This is a genomic window from Bradyrhizobium sp. MI1.4, from assembly GCF_055811315.1.
In genome coordinates, this window is sequence record NZ_JBVVPP010000002.1 from 71,842 (window position 1) to 90,064 (window position 18,223).

Below are 18,223 nucleotides of genomic sequence, written 5' to 3' on the forward strand. Positions count from 1 at the left end.
GTAAAACCAAGATTTCGGCTGGAATTCATTGTCCCCGGAATCGTTGCGGTCCGCTGCCGCTGGGTCCAGTCCTGATCGCTCTCCCCGGCCAAGCCGCCGACAGCCGTTTTTCGGCCTATTAAACATTCGGCCGTGCCATTAGGCTCCGGGACCGAGGGGACTAGGATGGCAATGCGGTTTTGCCTGTTCTCACTATCCTGGCGATCCTTTTGCAGGCGGACCTTCGCCGCCCCGCTGGTCGTCGCATTGTTGCTGGCAACACTGGGGCCGGGTCGGGCGGCTGATCCTGAGCCCAAGCGCGTTTTGATGCTGCAATCATTCGGCCTCCGCTTCAAACCGTGGACCGATTTCGCTGAGTTTCTTCGCCCCCAAATGATCAAGCAATCGAAAGTCCCAATCGACTTTCAGGACCACTCGCTGCTAAGCGCCCGTGTGGACGACGACAAGGCGCTCGCACCCTTTATCGGTTACCTCCAAGCATTGTACGGGGCCAAACCTCCCGACCTCATTGTCGCCCTCGGTGCGCCAGCTGCCGAGTTTGTGCAGCGGTATCGCGCTCAGCTTTTCCCCAAGACACCCATGATGTTTACTTCCGTCGAGGCGCGACGGGTCCAATACGACAAGCTGACCGAGTATGACACCGTGGCCGCTGCGGCTCATAATTTTCCTGCCGCCATCGAAACTATTCTGAAGGTGTTGCCCGACACGAAAGTGATCGCCGTCGTGAATGGGGCTTCGCCCAATGAAACATTTTGGCAAGGGGTATTGGAGCGAGAACTCGCACCGTTCAGCGGGCGGGTTGAACTACGATGGTATAACAAGCTGTCATTTGAAGATATCCTGAAAGACGCGGCACATCTTCCACCTCACAGCGCCATCTTCTGGCATCTGATGAGCGTTGATGCGGCGGGTGTTACACATGAGGGCGCTGCCGCATTGCACAGGCTCTCGGCTGCCGCCAATGCTCCCATATTTTCTTATCTTGACGGATTTTTTGATGGCTCGATTGTCGGCGGCTCCATGCATTCGACTGAGAAGGGCATGACTATCGCAGCCGCGGCGGCAATCCGTATTCTAAACGGTGAAAAAGCTGGCGACGTAAAGGTCGCACCCAGCCAATTCGAGCTGCCAAGGTTCGATTGGCGGCAAATGCAGCGGTTCGGGATCAGCGACAGCCACCTGCCGCCCGGCAGCACGGTCTACTTCCGCGAGCCATCGGTGTGGGAACGGTATTTATGGCTGATCGCATCCGTCGTCGCGGTTTTTCTCATACAAGCCGGGCTTATTGCTATCCTGCTACGTGAGCATCGCCGTCGTCAATTCGCCGAAGTACAGTCGCGACAGCGCATGACTGAACTCGCCCACGTTAATCGCTTCGCGACCGCTGGCGAACTGACCGCCTCGATTGCTCACGAGATCAACCAGCCGCTTGGGTCTATTCTGACGAACGCCGAAACCGCAGCCGCGATCCTGCAATCGCAGCGTCCCGATATCGCTGCACTTTCCGATGTCGTTGAACTCAGGGAAATTGTGAACGATATTCTACAGGATGACCGGCGTGCCACCGAGGTCATTCGCAGGATGCGCAGCCTCCTAAAAAAGGCGCCGTTCGAATTGAAGCAACTGGACCTCAATGAGGTTGTGCAAGAGACGGTCAGATTTCTTTTGGCGCTAACCGTCAGCCGAAAATTCGAAATGGTCAACGTGATCACGCCCGATGCGCTACCGATCCTCGGCGACCGCATTCAGCTTCAACAAGTCATTTTGAACCTTGTGCTGAACGGGGTCGAGGCTATGAAGGACACGTCTCACGAAAGCCGCACTATCAGCATCCGGACTGCGCGCGTCGATCAATTCGCCGAGCTATCCGTGTCAGATCGCGGACCCGGCATTCCAGAAGACAAATTGAAACAGGTTTTCGAGCCGTTTTACAGCAGTAAAGCGGAAGGCATGGGCATGGGCTTGTCCATTGCGCGCACCATTATCGAAGCACACAACGGGTTCATATCAGCGAGCAATCGGGAGCATGGCGGTGCCTCGTTCACGATCAGGCTTCCCTTTGTCGCTTGATCCAAAACGGCGCCCGTACGCGGAGACGGACCCCTCACCCGAATGAGCCTGCGTCTACCAGCGTCGCTGCCCTCTCCCACAAGGGGAGAGGGCACAACAATGAGTCGCGGCAATTGATCGCGCCGTCGATCGACTTCCACAATCGCACGACTTTCGTCATCGCATGATTTTGCGCATTCGCACGATCATCTGTGGCCATCAATGACGCTTGTGAGCAAAATGCGTCAGAAAATGACGATTATCATATCAATTAGCCCAAAATTACTGCAGTGATCGCCGCACAAATTCGTGAACGTCATGGCCTGACGCGCTCACTGCGCAAAAATGCATTGCCGGACATGTCGACGCTTCATCGTTTCGCATCGATATGATTATTGTGCGCGCAAATTCGCTGACTAGATCGCCGCAAGCGATCGAGCGAGCAAGGGGATGCATATGGCAACTGTTCTCACCATCAACGGCGAAACGAAATCGTTCGACGCGCCACCTGACATGCCGCTGCTGTGGGTGCTGCGCGACGTCCTTGGGATGACCGGCACCAAGTTCGGCTGCGGCATTGCGCAGTGTGGCGCCTGCACCGTGCACGTCGACGGCAAGGCAGTCCGCTCCTGCGTCTTGCCGGTCAGCGCGGTCGCGAACCGCGCCATCACCACGATCGAGCATGTCGGCAGCACGCCAGCGGGCGCAAAGGTGCAGAAGGCCTGGCTCGATGCCGAAGTGATCCAGTGCGGCTACTGCCAGTCCGGCCAGATCATGTCGGCCGCGGCACTGCTGGCGGCAACGCCCAGCCCTGACGATTCCGACATCGACGCCGCGATGGCCGGCAACATCTGCCGCTGCGGCACCTATGTGCGCATCCGCGAGGCCATCAAGCAAGCCGCCTCCGGCCGTCAGTCGTGAGGTCCGCCATGATCACCGACAAGACTCTTCCTGACGTCTCCCGCCGTGCGGTTCTGACCGGCGGTCTCGCCACCGGCTTCCTGCTCGCCTTCCATCTGCCGCTCCGCGCCGCCGTCAACGAGCCGGAGCAGCCGAAGGACACGACCGACGGCAAATTCGCGCCGAACGCCTTCATCCGGGTCGAAGACACCGGCCGCACCGTGCTCCTGATGCCGCAAGTCGAGATGGGCCAGGGGGTCTATACCTCGATTGCGATGATCCTGGCCGAAGAGCTCGACGCGGATTGGGCAAAGGTTGCGGTGCTGCACGCGCCGCCCAACGACAAGCTCTACGCCAATCCGGCGTTCGGCCTGCAGGCCACGGGTGGTTCGACCTCGATCCGCGCCTGGTGGAATCCGTTGCGCGCCGCCGGCGCCAGCGCGAAGGCGATGCTGGTGCAGGCCGCAGCGGCGCAATGGCAGGTCGAGCCGGCAAGCTGCACGACATCGAAAGGCGAGGTCGTGCATGCCGCAAGCGGCCGCAAGCTCGGCTATGGCGAACTGGCACTGGCCGCACAGGGCCAAACGCCGCCGAAGGACGTCCGGGTGAAGGACCCCAAGGACTTCGTCATCATCGGCCAGCCGCTGAAGCGGCTCGACACGCCGGACAAGGTCAATGGCAAGGTCGTCTACGGCATCGACGCGATCCTGCCCGGCATGAAGATCGCCGCGATCGCCAATTGCCCGGTCTTTGGCGGCAAGGTCGGCAAGGTCGACGACAGCGCGGCGGTCAAAATTGCGGGCGTACGCAAGGTCGTGGTGCTCGAGGATGCGGTCGCGGTGATCGGCGATCACATGTGGGCCGCAAAGAAGGGCCTCGATGCGCTCAAGATCGAGTGGAACGAGGGACCGAACGCGAAGCTCAGCACGAAGGACGTCTGGCAGCATCTGCGCGCCGCCAGCGAGAAGGACGGCGTGGTCGCGAAATCGGTCGGCGACATCGCCAAGGGGCTCGCCAGCGGCGACAGGTTCGAGGCAAGCTTCGAACTGCCGTTCCTTGCGCATGCCTCGATGGAGCCGATCAACGCCACCGTTCACGTCAGGCCGGATGCCTGCGAGATCTGGACCGGCACGCAGATCATGACGCGCGTGCAGTCGGAGGCGGCGAAGGCTGCGGGCCTCCCGGTCGACAAGGTGATTGTCAACCAGCATCTGCTCGGTGGCGGCTTCGGCCGCAAGCTCGAGCCGGATATGGTGGTGGCCGCCGTGAAGATCGCAAAGCAGGTCGACTATCCCGTCAAGGTGATATGGACCCGTGAGGAGGACATCCAGCACGACGTCTACCGTCCGGTCTATCGCGACCAGGTCACGGCGTCGCTGGTCGACGGCAAGGTCGCGGCCTGGAAGTACAAGGTCGCCGGTTCCGCCGTGCTGGCGCGCTGGCTGCCGCCGGCGTTCCAGAAGGGTATCGACATCGACGCGGTCGATGCCGCCGTGGATGCACCCTACGACTTCACCAACTTCCATGTCGAATATGTCCGCGCCGAACCGCCGGCGGTGCCCACCGGCTTCTGGCGCGGCGTCGGTCCGAACAACAACGTGTTTGCGGTCGAATGCGCGATGGACGAGCTCGCGCGCAAGGCCGGCAAGGATCCGGTCGAATTCCGCCGCTCGATGCTGACGAAGAATCCGCGCATGCTCGCGGTGCTCAATCTTGCCGCCGAGAAATCCGGCTGGGGCCAACCGCTGCCACCGCGCGTCGGCCGCGGCGTCTGCGTCCAACCGTCGTTTGCAAGCTTCCTCGCCACCGTGGTGGAAGCGGAGATCGACGATATCGGCGAGATCGCGCTCCGCCGCATCGTCTCGGTGGTCGACACCGGTATCGCGGTCAACCCCGACACGGTGAAGGCGCAGATCGAGGGAGGCCTGGTGTTCGGCCTCACCGCCGCGCTCTATGGCGAGATCACCATCGAGAAGGGCCGCGTGCAGCAGTCGAACTTCCACGACTACCGCATGATGCGCATCAATGAGACACCGAAGATCGAGGTCTTCGTCGTCAGGAGCGGCGAGGCGCCCGGCGGCATCGGTGAGGCCGGTGTCAATGCCGGACCGCCGGCGCTGCGCAACGCTATCTACGCGGCAACCGGCGTTGCGCTGCGGCGCCTGCCAATCGATCGGAAACTGCTGGCTGCGGGGAAAAAGGCATGAGCGGCAAGATGCGTATCCTCACAAGCCTGGTCGTGATCGCCATCGTGCTGGCGGGACTCGGCCTCTGGTTCATCCGCGGCCCCGGCCCGCTCGACTTTGCCGGCGGCACCAAGGTGGCGCTGGCGGATTACCGCGCGGGCAAGCCGGCCGGCGTGCCGGCCAAGCTCGAGAAGGCTGGCATGGTCGAACGCGGCGAATATCTGACGAAGGCGGCCGACTGCATGGTCTGCCACACCAAGCCCGGCGGGACGGACTATTCCGGCGGGCTCGGCTTCAAGCTGCCGTTCGGCACGCTCTATTCCACCAACATCACGCCGGACAAGGACACCGGCATCGGCAATTACAGCGACCAGGATTTTCTCAACGCGGTCCAGCGCGGCAAGCGCCACGACGGCGCCCGGCTCTATCCGGCGATGCCGTACACGTCGTACACCTACATGACCGACGAGGACGTGCTGGCGGTGAAGGCTTATCTGTTCAGCCTGCCTGCGGTGCGTGCGAAGTCGCCGGAGAACACGCTGTCGTTCCCGTTCAACCAGCGCTGGGCGATGATGTTCTGGTCGGCCGTGTTCAATCCGGACACGCGCTTTGCGCCTGATACGTCGAAGAGCCCGGAGTGGAATCGCGGCGCCTATCTCGTGGAGGCGCTGGCGCATTGCGGCGAATGCCATACGCCGCGCAATCTCGGCTTTGCGCTGGACAACCGCAAGAAATTTGCAGGCGCGATCACGGCGGGGTGGCGCGCCTTCAACATCTCCTCCGACAAGGCCACCGGCCTCGGCAATTGGAGCGACGAGGACCTGGTCTCCTATCTGTCGCTCGGCCATGCGCCGGGCCACGGCTCGGCGTCGGGTCCGATGGGCGAAGCGGTCGACCACAGCTTTAGCCAGTTCGCGCCTGAGGACATAAGCAGCATCGTCGCTTATCTGCGCAGCGTGCCGCCGCAGCCCTCGCCCGACTTGCCCGCAATCACCGCGCCCGTCGCACCCGCCTCGCACAAGGACGGCGTCACGGCGGATGCGCGCGGCAAAATGGTGTTCGCCAGCGCCTGCGCCAGTTGCCATGGCTGGAGCGGCGAAAGCCCGGTCTCGCCGATGGCGACGCTGACCGGCACCTGGGCCGTCAACGACCCCGCCGCCACCAACGTCGCGCAAATCGTGCTGTCAGGCACCAAGCGCGACACGCCGGACGGCGCGCTGTCGATGCCGGCGTTCGGCAACGCCTATAGCGACGACGAGATCGCGGCGGTGGCGAACTACGTGACAGCGCGGTTCGGCGCGAAGGGCTCGAAGCTGACGGCGAAGGATGTTGCGGAGTTGCGGGAGCAGACGGCGGAGTAATTCTCGCGCCGACTGACGCTGCACCCTCTCCCCTTGCAGGAGAGGGTGGCTTCGCGAAGCGAAGCCGGGTAAGGGGTTGTCTCCACGCATCCAACTCGCATTTGAATTCGCGGAAGCGACCCCTCATCCGGCGCTTCGCGCCACCTTCTCCCACAAGGGGAGAAGGTGCAGCGGGATCTGCCGCTGCAATTCAGCTCAGCCAGAATTTCGGCGTCGTCGGCTCCAGCCTGCCGCCGGCGCGCACCGGCGCAATACGGAGCGCAAGCCCCGTCTCGTCATCCGTCTCGACCGCAACGCCGCTGAGCGTCGCAGCGCCCGCTGCCGGCTCGAAGCGGCCTGAGGGGATCCCGGAGGTGAACCTGCGCAACGGCTCCTCCTTCTGCATGCCTATGATGGAATCGTAGTCGCCGGTCATGCCGGCATCGGTCATGTAGGCGGTGCCGCCCGACAGGATCTGGTGGTCGGCGGTCGGCACATGGGTGTGGGTGCCGACGACCAGGCTGGCGCGGCCGTCGCAGAAGAAGCCGATGCCCTGCTTCTCGCTGGTCGCCTCGCAATGGAAGTCGACGACGATGGCGTCCGCGGCAATGCCGAGCGGGCAGGCGCCGAGCTCGCGCTCGAGGGCCGCGAAGGGATCGTCGAACGGGGTCATGAAGACGCGGCCCAAAGCGTTGACGACGAGCGCGTGCTTGCCGTTCTTGGTCTCGACCAACGCGGCGCCACGGCCGGGCGTCCCGCGCGGATAGTTCGCCGGCCGCACCAGGCGCTCCGCGCGCTCGATGAACACCAGGGCTTCGCGCTGGTCCCAGGAGTGATTGCCGAGCGTCACCGCGTCGGCGCCGGCGTCGAGAAACTCCTGATAGATCGCTTCCGTGATGCCGAAGCCGCCGGCGGAATTCTCGCCGTTGACGACGACGAAATCGAGCGACCAGTCTTTGACCATGCCGGGCAGATATTCGGCGATGGCATTGCGCCCGGCACGGCCGACGACATCACCCACGAAGAGAATGCGCAACTTCAGAACTCCGGAAATCGAATACGTCCGATTCCGTTAGCACATAATCCAGCGCCACGTCGTGGGCTAGTGCCGGAACCGCCTTGATCTCCTGCGCTGCAAAAGCGAGCCCGATGCCGACGATGGTCTTGGTTTTTCGCAGATGCGCGAAGGTGTGGTCGTAGTGCCCCGCGCCATAGCCGATGCGATGGCCGAGACGATCGAAGGCAGCGAGCGGCGTCAGCATGATGTCGGGAATGACTTCAGCGGCCCCAGGCGACGGCTCGGGAATGCCGAGCGGGCCGAGCATCAGGCGATCGTTCGGATGGAAGATGCGGAAGATCAGCGCCTGGCCGCGCGCAGTGACGCAAGGCAGCGCAAGCCTGGCGCCCTGCTCGGCGAGCTTCTTCAGCAGCGGTATCGGATCGATCTCGCTGCGGATCGGCGAATAGCCCGATACGATGCTGCCAGGCAGAAGCTGGAACGGCAGCCCGCGCTTGGCGAGCTTGGCGGCGGCGGCGATGCGTTTCTTTTCGCTCAGCGCATCGCGCGCCGCGAGGGCTTTGGCACGGAGTTCGGCTTTTGAATTCGACATGCGCGTGTTCCCCCGAGGCAGAACTAGTCCCGCTGTCATCACCCGCGAAGGCGGGCGATCCAGTATCCACAAACGCCACTGCTAGAACCTCAACGCCGCGGCGTACTGGATGCCCCGGTCAAGCCGGGGCATGACACCGAGACTGAACCGCGAGCGTGTCGGGGACGCAATTTCGACGGGTACGAACCAGAAGAAGAAAGACAAAAGTGCGAAGCCGCGAACGCCGTTGAAGCACTCGATCCCGGAGTTCCCTACGAAAGTAGGTGGGCACCATATGTCCGAGCCCACGGGCTCGGCCAGGGACAGTTCCCTAAAGGATCGATAAGGCCCCGGGGATAATGGCTCCTGACGCGCGTCGCAGCCCCGCTCGGGCAATGTAACAACGATGCTGACGAATCGCCAGCCCGGTGAACGATCAGCCGATGGCGATCCCGTTGCCGACGGTCCGGTTCAGGACCTGGGTCGACTTCTCGATGCGCTCGGCGGCAGAGTTCAGTGCGTTCACGACCGCGGTCTGGGTCAACCGGGCGCGCTCGACGGCGGCGTTGCGGAAATCCCGCAATTCGGTCAGCTCCTGCTCCATGGTCCGGATGCGGTTGCCGGCATCGACCAGTTCGTCGCAGACGGTCAGCGCTGCCATCACGGTGAGCCTGGCATCACCGATCTCGCCGAACTTTCCGCGCAGCGACTGGATCCGCGTCTCCAGGCTTTCAGCGAGCTTGAGCAGCCGCACCTCCTGGCCCTCCTCGCAGGCCATGCGGTATTGCCGGCCGTTGATGGTGACGTTGATGTGGCTCATCCGTCCTCTCCGGTATCGAGCACCGAGCGTATCGTGACGATCGCGGAATCCAGCCGATCGGATATCTCGCGGCTGGAGCGCTCGAGCTTGCGCGCCTTCACCAGCGCGCCGTCGAGCTCATCGGCAAGCCGCGAGCGGTCCGCGCCGAGCGCCTGAATCCGCGCCGCGAGCTCGTTCTCGTCGCGATCGGCATCGCGCCGCCGCTCCACCGCGCTTTCGAGCGAGTCGAGCGCCGCCATGAGCCTGCGGGTCGCGATCTCGATCTCGACGGCCGAGGACTCGGTCATGGCAGAGCTGTTGGATACGCGATCGTTCATGCAGTCAGCGGCGGAACCTGTGGCCTTGCCCTTGGGGTTTTCCTTTGGGCTTTTCCTGGGGCTTGCCGTCCGGCAAAAGACTCGGTTCGGCAAGCGGTTAGAAGCAGAAATTTACGTGGCAAGCTAGGGAATCGCAACGCCGCCGCGAAACCTATGCACTGCTAAGCAACTTTTGCGGCCAAACCGGCGTTTGATTGCCTTGGCCTGTCGGAACCGAGATGCTATCCCAGCCGCGACCCCAGCGGCCGAAAGGCTCCTTCCGGCGCGGCCAAATCCAGCCACAAGCGCCTCATTTCAGACGGATTTTCAGACATGACGCAGGTCGATCACAACCGTATGGCCAATGCGATCCGCGGCCTTGCCATGGACGGCGTCGAGAAGGCGAAATCGGGTCATCCGGGCCTGCCGATGGGCGCCGCCGACATGGCGACCGTACTGTTCACCCAATTCCTGAAATTCGACGTCGCCGCGCTGGACTGGCCGGACCGCGACCGCTTCGTGCTTTCGGCCGGGCACGGCTCGATGCTGATCTATTCGCTGCTGTATCTGATCGGCAGCCCCGAGATGACGATCGACCAGCTCAAGAACTTTCGCCAGTTGGGATCGCTGACACCCGGACATCCCGAGCACGGCCACACCAAGGGCATCGAGACCACCACCGGTCCGCTCGGCCAGGGCATTTCCACCGCCGTCGGCATGGCGCTCGCCGAGAAGATGCTCGCCGCCGAGTTCGGCAAGAAGATTGTCGATCACCATACCTATGTGATCGCTTCCGACGGCGATTTGATGGAAGGCGTGTCGCAGGAAGCGATCGCGTTGGCCGGGCACTGGAAGCTCAACAAGCTGATCGTGCTCTATGACGACAACGGCATTTCGATCGACGGCCCGACCTCGCTTTCCGACTCCGTCGACCAGGTGAAGCGGTTCAAGTCGGCGGGCTGGGCCGCCGAAAAGATCGACGGCCACGACCAGGCCGCAATCGCCGCCGCGATCACGCGCGCGCAGAAATCAAACAAGCCGACGCTGATCGCCTGCCGCACCACCATCGGCTTCGGCGCCCCGCATAAGGCCGGCACCAACAAGGTGCACGGCGAAGCGCTCGGCGCCGACGAGCTCAAGGCCGCCAAGGAAAATCTCGGCATTTCGCTGGAGCCGTTCTCGGTGCCCGACGACGTGCTCAAGGCCTGGCGCGCGGCCGGCAGCCGCGGCGCGGCGGCACGACAGGAATGGGAAGCAAGGCTCGGTGAACTCGGCAGCCGCAAGCGCGCCGAGTTCGAGCGTCGCCTGCGCCACGAGCGCCCGGCCGCGCTCGCGAAGGCGGTGCGCGCCTACAAGAAGGAGCTGCTGGAAAAGCCGATGAATGCGGCGACCCGCAAATCCTCCGAAGCCGTGATCGAAGTGATTGCCGGCGCGATGCCGATGGAATTTCTGGCGGGCTCGGCCGACCTCACCGGCTCCAACAACAACAAGGCGAAGTCCGCAACCGCGTTCTCGGCCAAGACGCCGAAGGGCCGCTTCATCCATTACGGCATCCGCGAGCACGGCATGTGCGCGGCGATGAACGGCATCTTCCTGCACGGTGGTTTTGCGCCGAACGGCGCGACCTTCCTGGTGTTCACCGATTATGCGCGGCCCGCGATGCGGCTCGCCGCATTGATGGGGACCGGGGTCGTTTATGTCATGACCCACGATTCCATCGGCCTCGGCGAAGACGGCCCGACCCACCAGCCGGTCGAGCATCTCTCAGCACTTCGCGCCATTCCCAACATGCGCGTGTTCCGTCCGTGCGATTCCATCGAGGTTGCCGAGTGCTGGGAGCTCGCGCTCAACCGCATCGACGGCCCGACGGTGCTGGCGCTGACCCGGCAGAACCTGCCGCAACTGCGCACCACCGCACCGAACGAGAGCCCCTGCCGGTTTGGTGCCTACGAGCTGGTGGCCGCCCAGGGCGAAGCCAAGGCGACGCTGTTTGCCTCGGGCTCCGAAGTGGAGATGGCGGTGGCTGCGCAGAAGCAGCTCGCCGAGCGCGGCATTCCGACCCGGGTGGTTTCGGTTCCCTCGCTCGAGCTCCTGCTAGCGCAACCAAAGGAGCGCCGCGACGAGATCATCGGCAATGCCCCCATCAAGGTCGCGATCGAGGCCGCCGTGCGCTGGGGCTGGGACGCCGTGATCGGCCAGGATGGCGAGTTCATCGGCATGCACTCCTTCGGCGCCAGCGCCCCTCTCAACAAGGTATTCCAGCACTTTGGCATTACCGCCGAGGCCGCGGTTAACGCCGTTCTGAAACGCGTTTCCTGAGAGTTGAGATTGCCGAAAAAAAGGACTACCTAACTTCCCATATGATCAAGCCCCGCCCGGCCGAACCGGGCGTCCGCCCTAAAAAAACCCTCGCAGGCGCGCTAGCGCGTTGTGCGGGATGACAACGGTCATTGAAGGAGACGAAACATGGTAGTCCGCGTCGGAATCAACGGTTTTGGCCGTATCGGCCGCAACATCCTGCGGGCCATCGCCGAGTCCGGCCGCAAGGACATCGAGGTCGTCGGCATCAACGACCTCGGCCCGGTCGAGACCAACGCCCATCTGCTTCGCTTCGACAGCGTCCATGGCCGCTTCCCCGGCACCGTGACCGTCGATGGCGACACGATCAGCCTCGGCGGCAACAAGATCAAGGTGACCGCCGAGCGCGATCCCTCGAAGCTGCCCTGGAAAGATCTCGGCATCGACATCGCGATGGAATGCACCGGCATCTTCACCTCGAAGGACAAGGCCTCCGCGCATCTGACTGCCGGCGCCAAGCGCGTTCTCGTTTCTGCGCCCGCCGACGGCGCCGACGCCACCATCGTCTACGGCGTCAACCACGACACGCTGACCCGGGAACATCTGGTCGTCTCCAACGGCTCCTGCACCACCAACTGTCTTGCGCCGATCGCCAAGGTGCTGAACGACCTCGTCGGCATCGAGACCGGCTTCATGACCACGATCCACGCCTATACCGGCGACCAGCCGACTCTCGACACCATGCACAAGGATCTCTATCGCGGCCGCGCGGCTGCGATGTCGATGATCCCGACCTCGACCGGCGCCGCCAAGGCGATCGGCCTCGTGCTGCCGGAACTGAAGGGCAAGCTCGACGGCGTCGCGATCCGCGTGCCGACCCCGAACGTCTCGGTCGTCGATCTCAAGATCGTGGCCAAGCGCGCCACCGATCCGAAGGAAATCAACGAGGCGATGAAGCGTGCCTCCGAGCAGCAGCTCAAGGGCATTCTCGGCTACACCACCGCGCCGAACGTCTCGATCGACTTCAACCACGACCCGCACTCCTCGACATTCCACATGGACCAGACCAAGGTGCAGAACGGCACGCTGGTGCGCGTGATGTCCTGGTACGACAACGAGTGGGGCTTCTCGAATCGTATGGCGGATACCGCCGTCGCGATGTCGAAGGTGATCTAACTCCGCTCTCGTGTCCCGGACGCGACGTAGCGTGAAGCGCTGCGTCGCAGAGCCGGGGCCCGTTTAACTAACCGCGGGACTCGCCGCAATTTGGGTCCCGGTTCTGCACGGCGGCACTACGCGCCGCAGTGCGCCCGGGACAAGGGCCTCCGATGACGAACAAATTCCGTACCCTCGACGACGTCGATGTGAAGGGCAAGCGCGTGCTGCTGCGTGTTGACCTCAACGTGCCCATGGAGAACGGCCGCGTCAGCGACGCGACCCGGCTCGAGCGCGTCGCGCCGACCATCACCGAAATCTCCGACAAGGGCGGCAAGGTCATCCTGCTCGCGCATTTCGGCCGGCCGAAAGGGCGCGATGCCAAGGACTCGCTCAAGCCCGTGGCCGAGGCGCTGTCGAAGGTCGTGAAGAAGACCGTCGCCTTCGCCGACGACTGCATCGGCGAGCCCGCGGTCAAGGCCGTTGCCGGCTTGAAGGACGGTGACATCCTCTGTCTCGAAAACACCCGCTTCCACAAAGAGGAAGAGAAGAACGATCCGGCCTTTGTCGCGGAGCTCGCAAAACTCGGCGACATCTGGGTCAATGACGCGTTCTCGGCCGCGCACCGCGCCCACGCCTCGACCGAAGGCCTCGGCCACAAGCTGCCCGCCTATGCCGGCCGCACCATGCAGGCCGAATTGGTCGCGCTGGAGAAGGCGCTGGGCTCACCGACCAAGCCTGTCATCGCTATCATCGGCGGCGCCAAGGTCTCGACCAAGATCGACCTGCTCGAAAACCTCGTGACTAAGGTCGACGCGCTCGTGATCGGCGGCGGCATGGCCAACACCTTCCTGCACGCCCAAGGCGTCGGCATCGGCAAGTCGCTGGCCGAGAAGGATCTCGCCGCGACCGCGTTGCGCATCATGGAAAAGGCCGAAGCCGCCAACTGCGCCATCATCCTGCCGGTCGACGCTACCGTCGCCTATCATTTCGCGGCCAACGCGCCGTCGCACGCCTATGGCCTCGACGCGATCCCGGCCGACGGCATGATCCTCGACGTCGGTCCGCAGTCGATCGCACGTGTCCATGCCGCCATCGACGATGCGGCGACGCTGGTCTGGAACGGACCGCTTGGTGCGTTCGAGATGCAGCCGTTCGACCGCGGCACGATGTCCGCCGCCAAGCATGCCGCCGAGCGCACCAAGGCCAAGAAGCTGGTCTCGATTGCGGGCGGCGGCGACACCGTGGCAGCCCTCAACCAGGCCCATGTGGCCGGTCAGTTCACCTATGTCTCGACCGCCGGTGGCGCATTTCTTGAATGGATGGAAGGCAAGCCCCTGCCCGGCGTCGAAGTTCTGCGCACCAAGTAATCGGTCGGCAAGTCGTCAGCCGCCTTCAAGCAGTGGCCTTGCAGGCCCAAACGGGAGAAAAACACAGATGGCTCGGATCACGTTGCGTCAATTGCTCGACCATGCGGCGGAGAACGATTACGGCGTCCCGGCCTTCAACATCAACAACATGGAGCAGGCGCTGGCGATCATGGACGCGGCCAACCAGGTCGACGCGCCCGTCATCATCCAGGCCTCGCGCGGTGCGCGCTCCTACGCCAACGACGTCATGCTCAAGCACATGATGGACGCGGTGACCGAGATCTACCCGCACATCCCGGTCTGCGTGCATCTCGACCACGGCAACGAGCCGGCCACCTGCATGACCGCGATCCAGGCCGGCTTCACCTCGGTGATGATGGACGGCTCGCTCAAGGCCGACGGCAAGACCCCCGGTGACTGGGGCTACAATGTCGGCGTCACCAAGACCGTAACCGACATGGCCCATCTCGGCGGCATCTCGGTCGAGGGCGAGCTTGGCGTGCTCGGCTCGCTCGAGACCGGCATGGGCGACAAGGAAGACGGCCACGGCGCCGAGGGCAAGCTCAGCCACGACCAACTCCTGACCAATCCGGATGAAGCCGTGAAGTTCGTCCAGGAGACCCAGGTCGACGCGCTCGCGATCGCGATGGGGACGTCTCACGGTGCCTACAAATTCACCCGCAAACCCGACGGCGACATCCTCGCCATGAACGTGATCGAGGAGATCCACCGCAAGCTGCCGAACGTGCATCTCGTCATGCACGGCTCCTCCTCGGTGCCGCAGGACCTCCAGGACATCATCAACGCCTATGGCGGCAAGATGAAGCCGACCTGGGGCGTGCCTGTTGCCGAGATCCAGCGCGGCATCAAGAACGGCGTGCGCAAGATCAACATCGACACCGACAACCGCATGGCGATGACCGGCCAGATCCGGAAAGTGCTCAAGGACAATCCCGAAGAGTTCGATCCGCGCAAGTACCTGAAGCCCGCGATGGAAGCGATGACCAGGCTGTGCAAGCAGCGGCTCCAGGAATTCAATACCGCGGGCCAAGCCTCCAAGATCAAGAAGGTGCTGACCACGGCCGAGATGGCCAAGCGCTACGCCAAGGGCGAGCTCGCCCCGAAGGTGGCGTAAGCTGCTCTATCCTTCCCCTCTCCCCGCCCTTCGCGGGGAGAGGGTTGGGGTGAGGGGCTCTCTCGGCAGATGAGATGACTGGGGGACCTGTACCCCCCTCACCCGGATCGCAAGGGCGATCCGACCTCTCCCCGCAAGCGGGGCGAGGTGAAGAGTCGCCCGGCCGGCCCAACGCTGCCCCAGCCCTTACCCTGCGACGAACGTTAACTCGGCATTTGCCCGAGAACGGTCTATTTTCACCGGCAAGGGCAGAATCGTTTTGGGAGGACATCTCGATGAATCTGACTGAGCTGAACAGGATCGCGACCGCCCTGGTCGCGCCCGGCAAGGGCATCCTTGCCGCCGACGAATCCTCCGGCACCATCAAGAAGCGTTTCGACGCGATCGGCGTGGAATCGACCGAAGAGAACCGCCGCGACTATCGCGAGATGCTGTTCCGCTCGAACGAAGCCATGAGCCGCTACATCTCCGGCGTCATCCTCTATGACGAGACGATCTGGCAGAACGCGAAGGACGGCACGCCCCTGGTCAAGCTGATCGAGAGCAGCGGCGCCATCCCCGGGATCAAGGTCGACGAAGGCACCCAAGCCCTGCCGATGTGTCCGGGCGAGCTCGTCACCGTCGGGCTCGACAAGCTCGCCGAACGGCTGAAGAAATATCACGAGCGCGGCGCACGCTTCGCCAAATGGCGCGCGGTGATCGACATCGGCAGTGGCATCCCTTCCATGACTGCGATCAGCGTCAACGCCCACGCGCTGGCGCGCTACGCAGCGCTGTGCCAGGCCGCGCAGATCGTGCCGATCGTCGAACCCGAAGTGTTGATGGACGGCGATCACGACATCGATCGCTGCTATGAGGTGACGAGCCGTGTGCTCAACAAGACGTTTCAGGAATTGCGCGTGCAGCGCGTCGCGCTCGAGGGCATGGTGCTGAAGCCGAACATGGCCATCTCCGGCAAGAAGTGCGCGAAGCAGGCTTCCGTCGAGGAGGTTGCGGAGAAGACGATATGGCTGCTCAAGGCATGCGTGCCCGCGGTGGTGCCCGGCATCGCCTTCCTCTCCGGCGGCCAGTCGGATGAAGAGGCAACGGCGCATCTCAACGCCATGCACAAGCTCGGCCCGCTGCCCTGGGGCCTGACCTTCTCCTATGGTCGCGCACTCCAGGCCGCGCCGCAGAAGGCCTGGTCGGGCAAGGCCGAGAACGTCGCGGCCGGACAAAGCGCATTCAGTCACCGCGCGCGCATGAACGGCCTCGCCTGCAAAGGCGAATGGCAAAGCAGCCTGGAACAGAAAGCGGCCTAGATCTTGTCGAACAAATCTCCTCCGCCGCGCCCGGCGCCGCGCCTTTATCTCGCGACGCCTGTCGTCGACGATCCCGCTTCGCTCCTGGCCGAGCTGCCCGGCCTGCTCGCCGCCGCCGATGTCGCGGCCGTGCTGCTGCGGCTGAAGCAGACCGATCAGCGCACCATGATCTCGCGGATCAAGGCCTTGGCGCCGCCGGCTCAGAAAGCGGGCGCGGCGCTGCTTGTCGATGGCCATCCTGAGCTCGTCGCACGCGGCGGCGCCGACGGCGCGCATCTGCCCGGCATCGCCGCGCTGAAAGAGGCGCTGCCATCGCTGAAGCCGGATCGCATCGCGGGCGTTGGCGGGCTGACAACGCGGCACCATTCCATGGATGCGGGCGAGATTGGCGCGGATTACGTGCTGTTCGGCGAACCCGACGCAAAGGGCCAGCGGCCGTCGTCGCAAGCGATCGCTGAGCGGCTGGACTGGTGGGCCGAGCTGTTCGAACCGCCCTGCGTCGGCTTTGCCATCTCGCTGGAGGAGGCCCACGAATTCGCCGCCAGCGGCGCCGATTTCGTGCTGGTGGGCGACTTCATCTGGGCCGATCCGCGCGGACCCAAGGCTGCGCTGATCGAGGCCGACGCTGCGATCAAGAAGGCTCATGCGACTGCGCTTGCAGACCAGGAGCACGGCTAGCGCCCGACATGAAGCTCCCGCGCATCATCATGCTGGCCACGCTGCTGCTGACGGCGCCCGCGGCCGCGCAGCTCCAGATCACGCCGCCGGTGGCAACGCCGGGCGCTTCGGCCGAGAAAACCAAAGACAAGCCGAAGGCCACGCCGCACACCATCACCAAGAAGAAGGAAGCGCCGCCGGCACCCAAACCTTCAGCCTCCCCCAAACCTTCCGCGTCCCCAAAGCCTGCTCCGGCCGCGACCGTGATTCCGGCGCCGCCGACCGACAACCCCAACGTCGATCTGGTGTACGGCGCCTATCAGCGCGGCCAGTACAAGACCGCCTTCGAACTCGCCACGGCCCGTGCCGAAACCGGCGATGCCAAAGCGATGACCATGCTGGGTGAGCTCTATTCCAACGCCATGGGCATCCGACGCGACTACACCAAGGCGCTGCAATGGTACAAGCGCGCCTCCGACGCCGGCGACCGCGAAGCGATGTTCGCGCTCGCCATGCTCAGGATGACCGGCCGCGGCGGCCCGGTCGACAAAAATGAGGCGGTCAAGCTGATGGCGTCCGCCGCCAAGCTCGGCGAACCCAAGGCGGCCTATAATCTCGCGCTGCTCTATCTCGACGGCCAGACCCTGCCGCAGGACGTCAAGCGCTCCGCCGAGCTGCTGCGCCAGGCGGCTGATGCCGGCCTGCCCGAGGCGCAATACGCGCTCGCGACCTTCTACAAGGAAGGCACTGGCGTGCCGAAGGATTTGGAACGGGCGGTGCGTCTGCTCCAGGTCGCCACGCTGACCGACAATGTCGATGCCGAGGTCGAATACGCCATTGCGCTGTTCAACGGCACAGGCACGCCGAAGAACCAGCCGGCGGCCGTCGCCCTGCTCCGCAAGGCGTCCCGCCAGGGCAGCGCGATCGCGCAGAACCGGCTGGCCTGGGTGCTGATCAACGGCATGGGCACGGCCGTGGACAAGGTCGAGGGCTTCAAATGGCATCTGGTGGCCAAGACCTCCGGCAAGGGCGATCCGGAGCTGGACAAGCAATTGTCCGATTTGCCGGCCGAGGACCGGGCCAAGGCCGAGGCCGCCGCCAGGAAATGGCTCGGGGCCAAATGACTT

16 protein-coding genes and 1 other RNA gene are annotated in these 18,223 nt (G+C 63.9%); 12 read left to right on the forward strand and 5 right to left on the reverse strand.

Annotation, left to right across the window (positions count from 1 at the left end):
• Nucleotides 1–165: 165 nt before the first annotated feature.
• The 4 genes from AC0L23_RS02685 to AC0L23_RS02700 all read left to right on the forward strand — a co-directional run bounded on the left by AC0L23_RS02685 (nt 166) and on the right by AC0L23_RS02700 (nt 6,496).
• Nucleotides 166–2,070 (forward strand): sensor histidine kinase, encoded by a 1,905-nt coding sequence (locus AC0L23_RS02685; RefSeq protein WP_085351773.1) that lies wholly within the window; start codon nt 166–168, stop codon nt 2,068–2,070.
• Nucleotides 2,071–2,505: 435 nt separating this feature from the next.
• Nucleotides 2,506–2,970 carry a (2Fe-2S)-binding protein gene (locus AC0L23_RS02690; RefSeq protein WP_018454596.1) on the forward strand — a complete coding sequence of 155 codons (465 nt, stop codon included), beginning with the start codon at nt 2,506–2,508 and terminating at the stop codon, nt 2,968–2,970.
• An 8-nt stretch (nt 2,971–2,978) separates the two neighbouring features.
• Nucleotides 2,979–5,156 carry a xanthine dehydrogenase family protein molybdopterin-binding subunit gene (locus AC0L23_RS02695; RefSeq protein WP_085385092.1) on the forward strand — a complete coding sequence of 726 codons (2,178 nt, stop codon included), beginning with the start codon at nt 2,979–2,981 and terminating at the stop codon, nt 5,154–5,156.
• Nucleotides 5,153–6,496 carry a c-type cytochrome gene (locus tag AC0L23_RS02700; protein ID WP_085351771.1) on the forward strand — a complete coding sequence of 448 codons (1,344 nt, stop codon included), beginning with the start codon at nt 5,153–5,155 and terminating at the stop codon, nt 6,494–6,496. The genes AC0L23_RS02695 and AC0L23_RS02700 overlap by 4 nt, the downstream gene beginning before the upstream one ends.
• A gap of 190 nt (nt 6,497–6,686) precedes the next feature.
• On the opposite strand, the gene AC0L23_RS02705 is transcribed toward AC0L23_RS02700, so the two are convergent.
• The 5 genes from AC0L23_RS02705 to AC0L23_RS02725 form a co-directional block, all read right to left on the reverse strand.
• Nucleotides 6,687–7,511: a TIGR00282 family metallophosphoesterase gene (locus tag AC0L23_RS02705; RefSeq protein ID WP_085385086.1), complete on the reverse strand. Its 825-nt coding sequence runs from the start codon at nt 7,509–7,511 to the stop codon at nt 6,687–6,689.
• Nucleotides 7,489–8,085 (reverse strand): 5-formyltetrahydrofolate cyclo-ligase, encoded by a 597-nt coding sequence (locus AC0L23_RS02710; protein ID WP_085361600.1) that lies wholly within the window; start codon nt 8,083–8,085, stop codon nt 7,489–7,491. Before AC0L23_RS02710 ends, AC0L23_RS02705 begins: the two co-directional genes overlap by 23 nt.
• A gap of 207 nt (nt 8,086–8,292) precedes the next feature.
• A non-coding RNA gene (ssrS, locus tag AC0L23_RS02715) (6S RNA) lies at nt 8,293–8,452 on the reverse strand.
• A gap of 48 nt (nt 8,453–8,500) precedes the next feature.
• A complete protein-coding gene (locus tag AC0L23_RS02720; RefSeq protein WP_007599950.1) occupies nt 8,501–8,884 on the reverse strand; it encodes a cell division protein ZapA in 384 nt (127 codons plus the stop codon).
• Nucleotides 8,881–9,201 (reverse strand): DUF4164 domain-containing protein, encoded by a 321-nt coding sequence (locus tag AC0L23_RS02725; RefSeq protein ID WP_026232773.1) that lies wholly within the window; start codon nt 9,199–9,201, stop codon nt 8,881–8,883. Before AC0L23_RS02725 ends, AC0L23_RS02720 begins: the two co-directional genes overlap by 4 nt.
• Here AC0L23_RS02725 and AC0L23_RS02730 point away from each other — a divergent pair.
• The 8 genes from AC0L23_RS02730 to AC0L23_RS02765 all read left to right on the forward strand — a co-directional run bounded on the left by AC0L23_RS02730 (nt 9,170) and on the right by AC0L23_RS02765 (nt 18,220).
• Nucleotides 9,170–9,328, forward strand: a complete 159-nt coding sequence (locus AC0L23_RS02730; RefSeq protein WP_158091727.1) for a hypothetical protein — start codon at nt 9,170–9,172, stop codon at nt 9,326–9,328. The two genes, AC0L23_RS02725 and AC0L23_RS02730, sit on opposite strands and share 32 nt — an antisense overlap.
• A gap of 185 nt (nt 9,329–9,513) precedes the next feature.
• Nucleotides 9,514–11,499 (forward strand): transketolase, encoded by a 1,986-nt coding sequence (gene tkt, locus AC0L23_RS02735; protein WP_085351770.1) that lies wholly within the window; start codon nt 9,514–9,516, stop codon nt 11,497–11,499.
• A gap of 147 nt (nt 11,500–11,646) precedes the next feature.
• A complete protein-coding gene (gene gap / locus AC0L23_RS02740) occupies nt 11,647–12,654 on the forward strand; it encodes a type I glyceraldehyde-3-phosphate dehydrogenase (RefSeq protein WP_085361601.1) in 1,008 nt (335 codons plus the stop codon).
• Between the two features lie 152 nt (nt 12,655–12,806).
• Nucleotides 12,807–14,003: a phosphoglycerate kinase gene (locus AC0L23_RS02745; protein ID WP_085361602.1), complete on the forward strand. Its 1,197-nt coding sequence runs from the start codon at nt 12,807–12,809 to the stop codon at nt 14,001–14,003.
• Between the two features lie 67 nt (nt 14,004–14,070).
• Entirely contained in the window at nt 14,071–15,138 is a 1,068-nt protein-coding gene (gene fba, locus AC0L23_RS02750; protein WP_085361603.1) for a class II fructose-bisphosphate aldolase, read from the forward strand.
• A gap of 275 nt (nt 15,139–15,413) precedes the next feature.
• On the forward strand, nt 15,414–16,439 hold the full coding sequence (locus tag AC0L23_RS02755) for a class I fructose-bisphosphate aldolase (RefSeq protein ID WP_085361604.1): 1,026 nt from the start codon (nt 15,414–15,416) through the stop codon (nt 16,437–16,439).
• 3 nt (nt 16,440–16,442) lie between these two features.
• Nucleotides 16,443–17,117, forward strand: coding sequence for a thiamine phosphate synthase (locus AC0L23_RS02760; protein ID WP_018454607.1), 675 nt, complete (start codon nt 16,443–16,445; stop codon nt 17,115–17,117).
• An 8-nt stretch (nt 17,118–17,125) separates the two neighbouring features.
• Nucleotides 17,126–18,220 (forward strand): tetratricopeptide repeat protein, encoded by a 1,095-nt coding sequence (locus AC0L23_RS02765; protein WP_018454608.1) that lies wholly within the window; start codon nt 17,126–17,128, stop codon nt 18,218–18,220.
• Nucleotides 18,221–18,223: the final 3 nt, after the last annotated feature.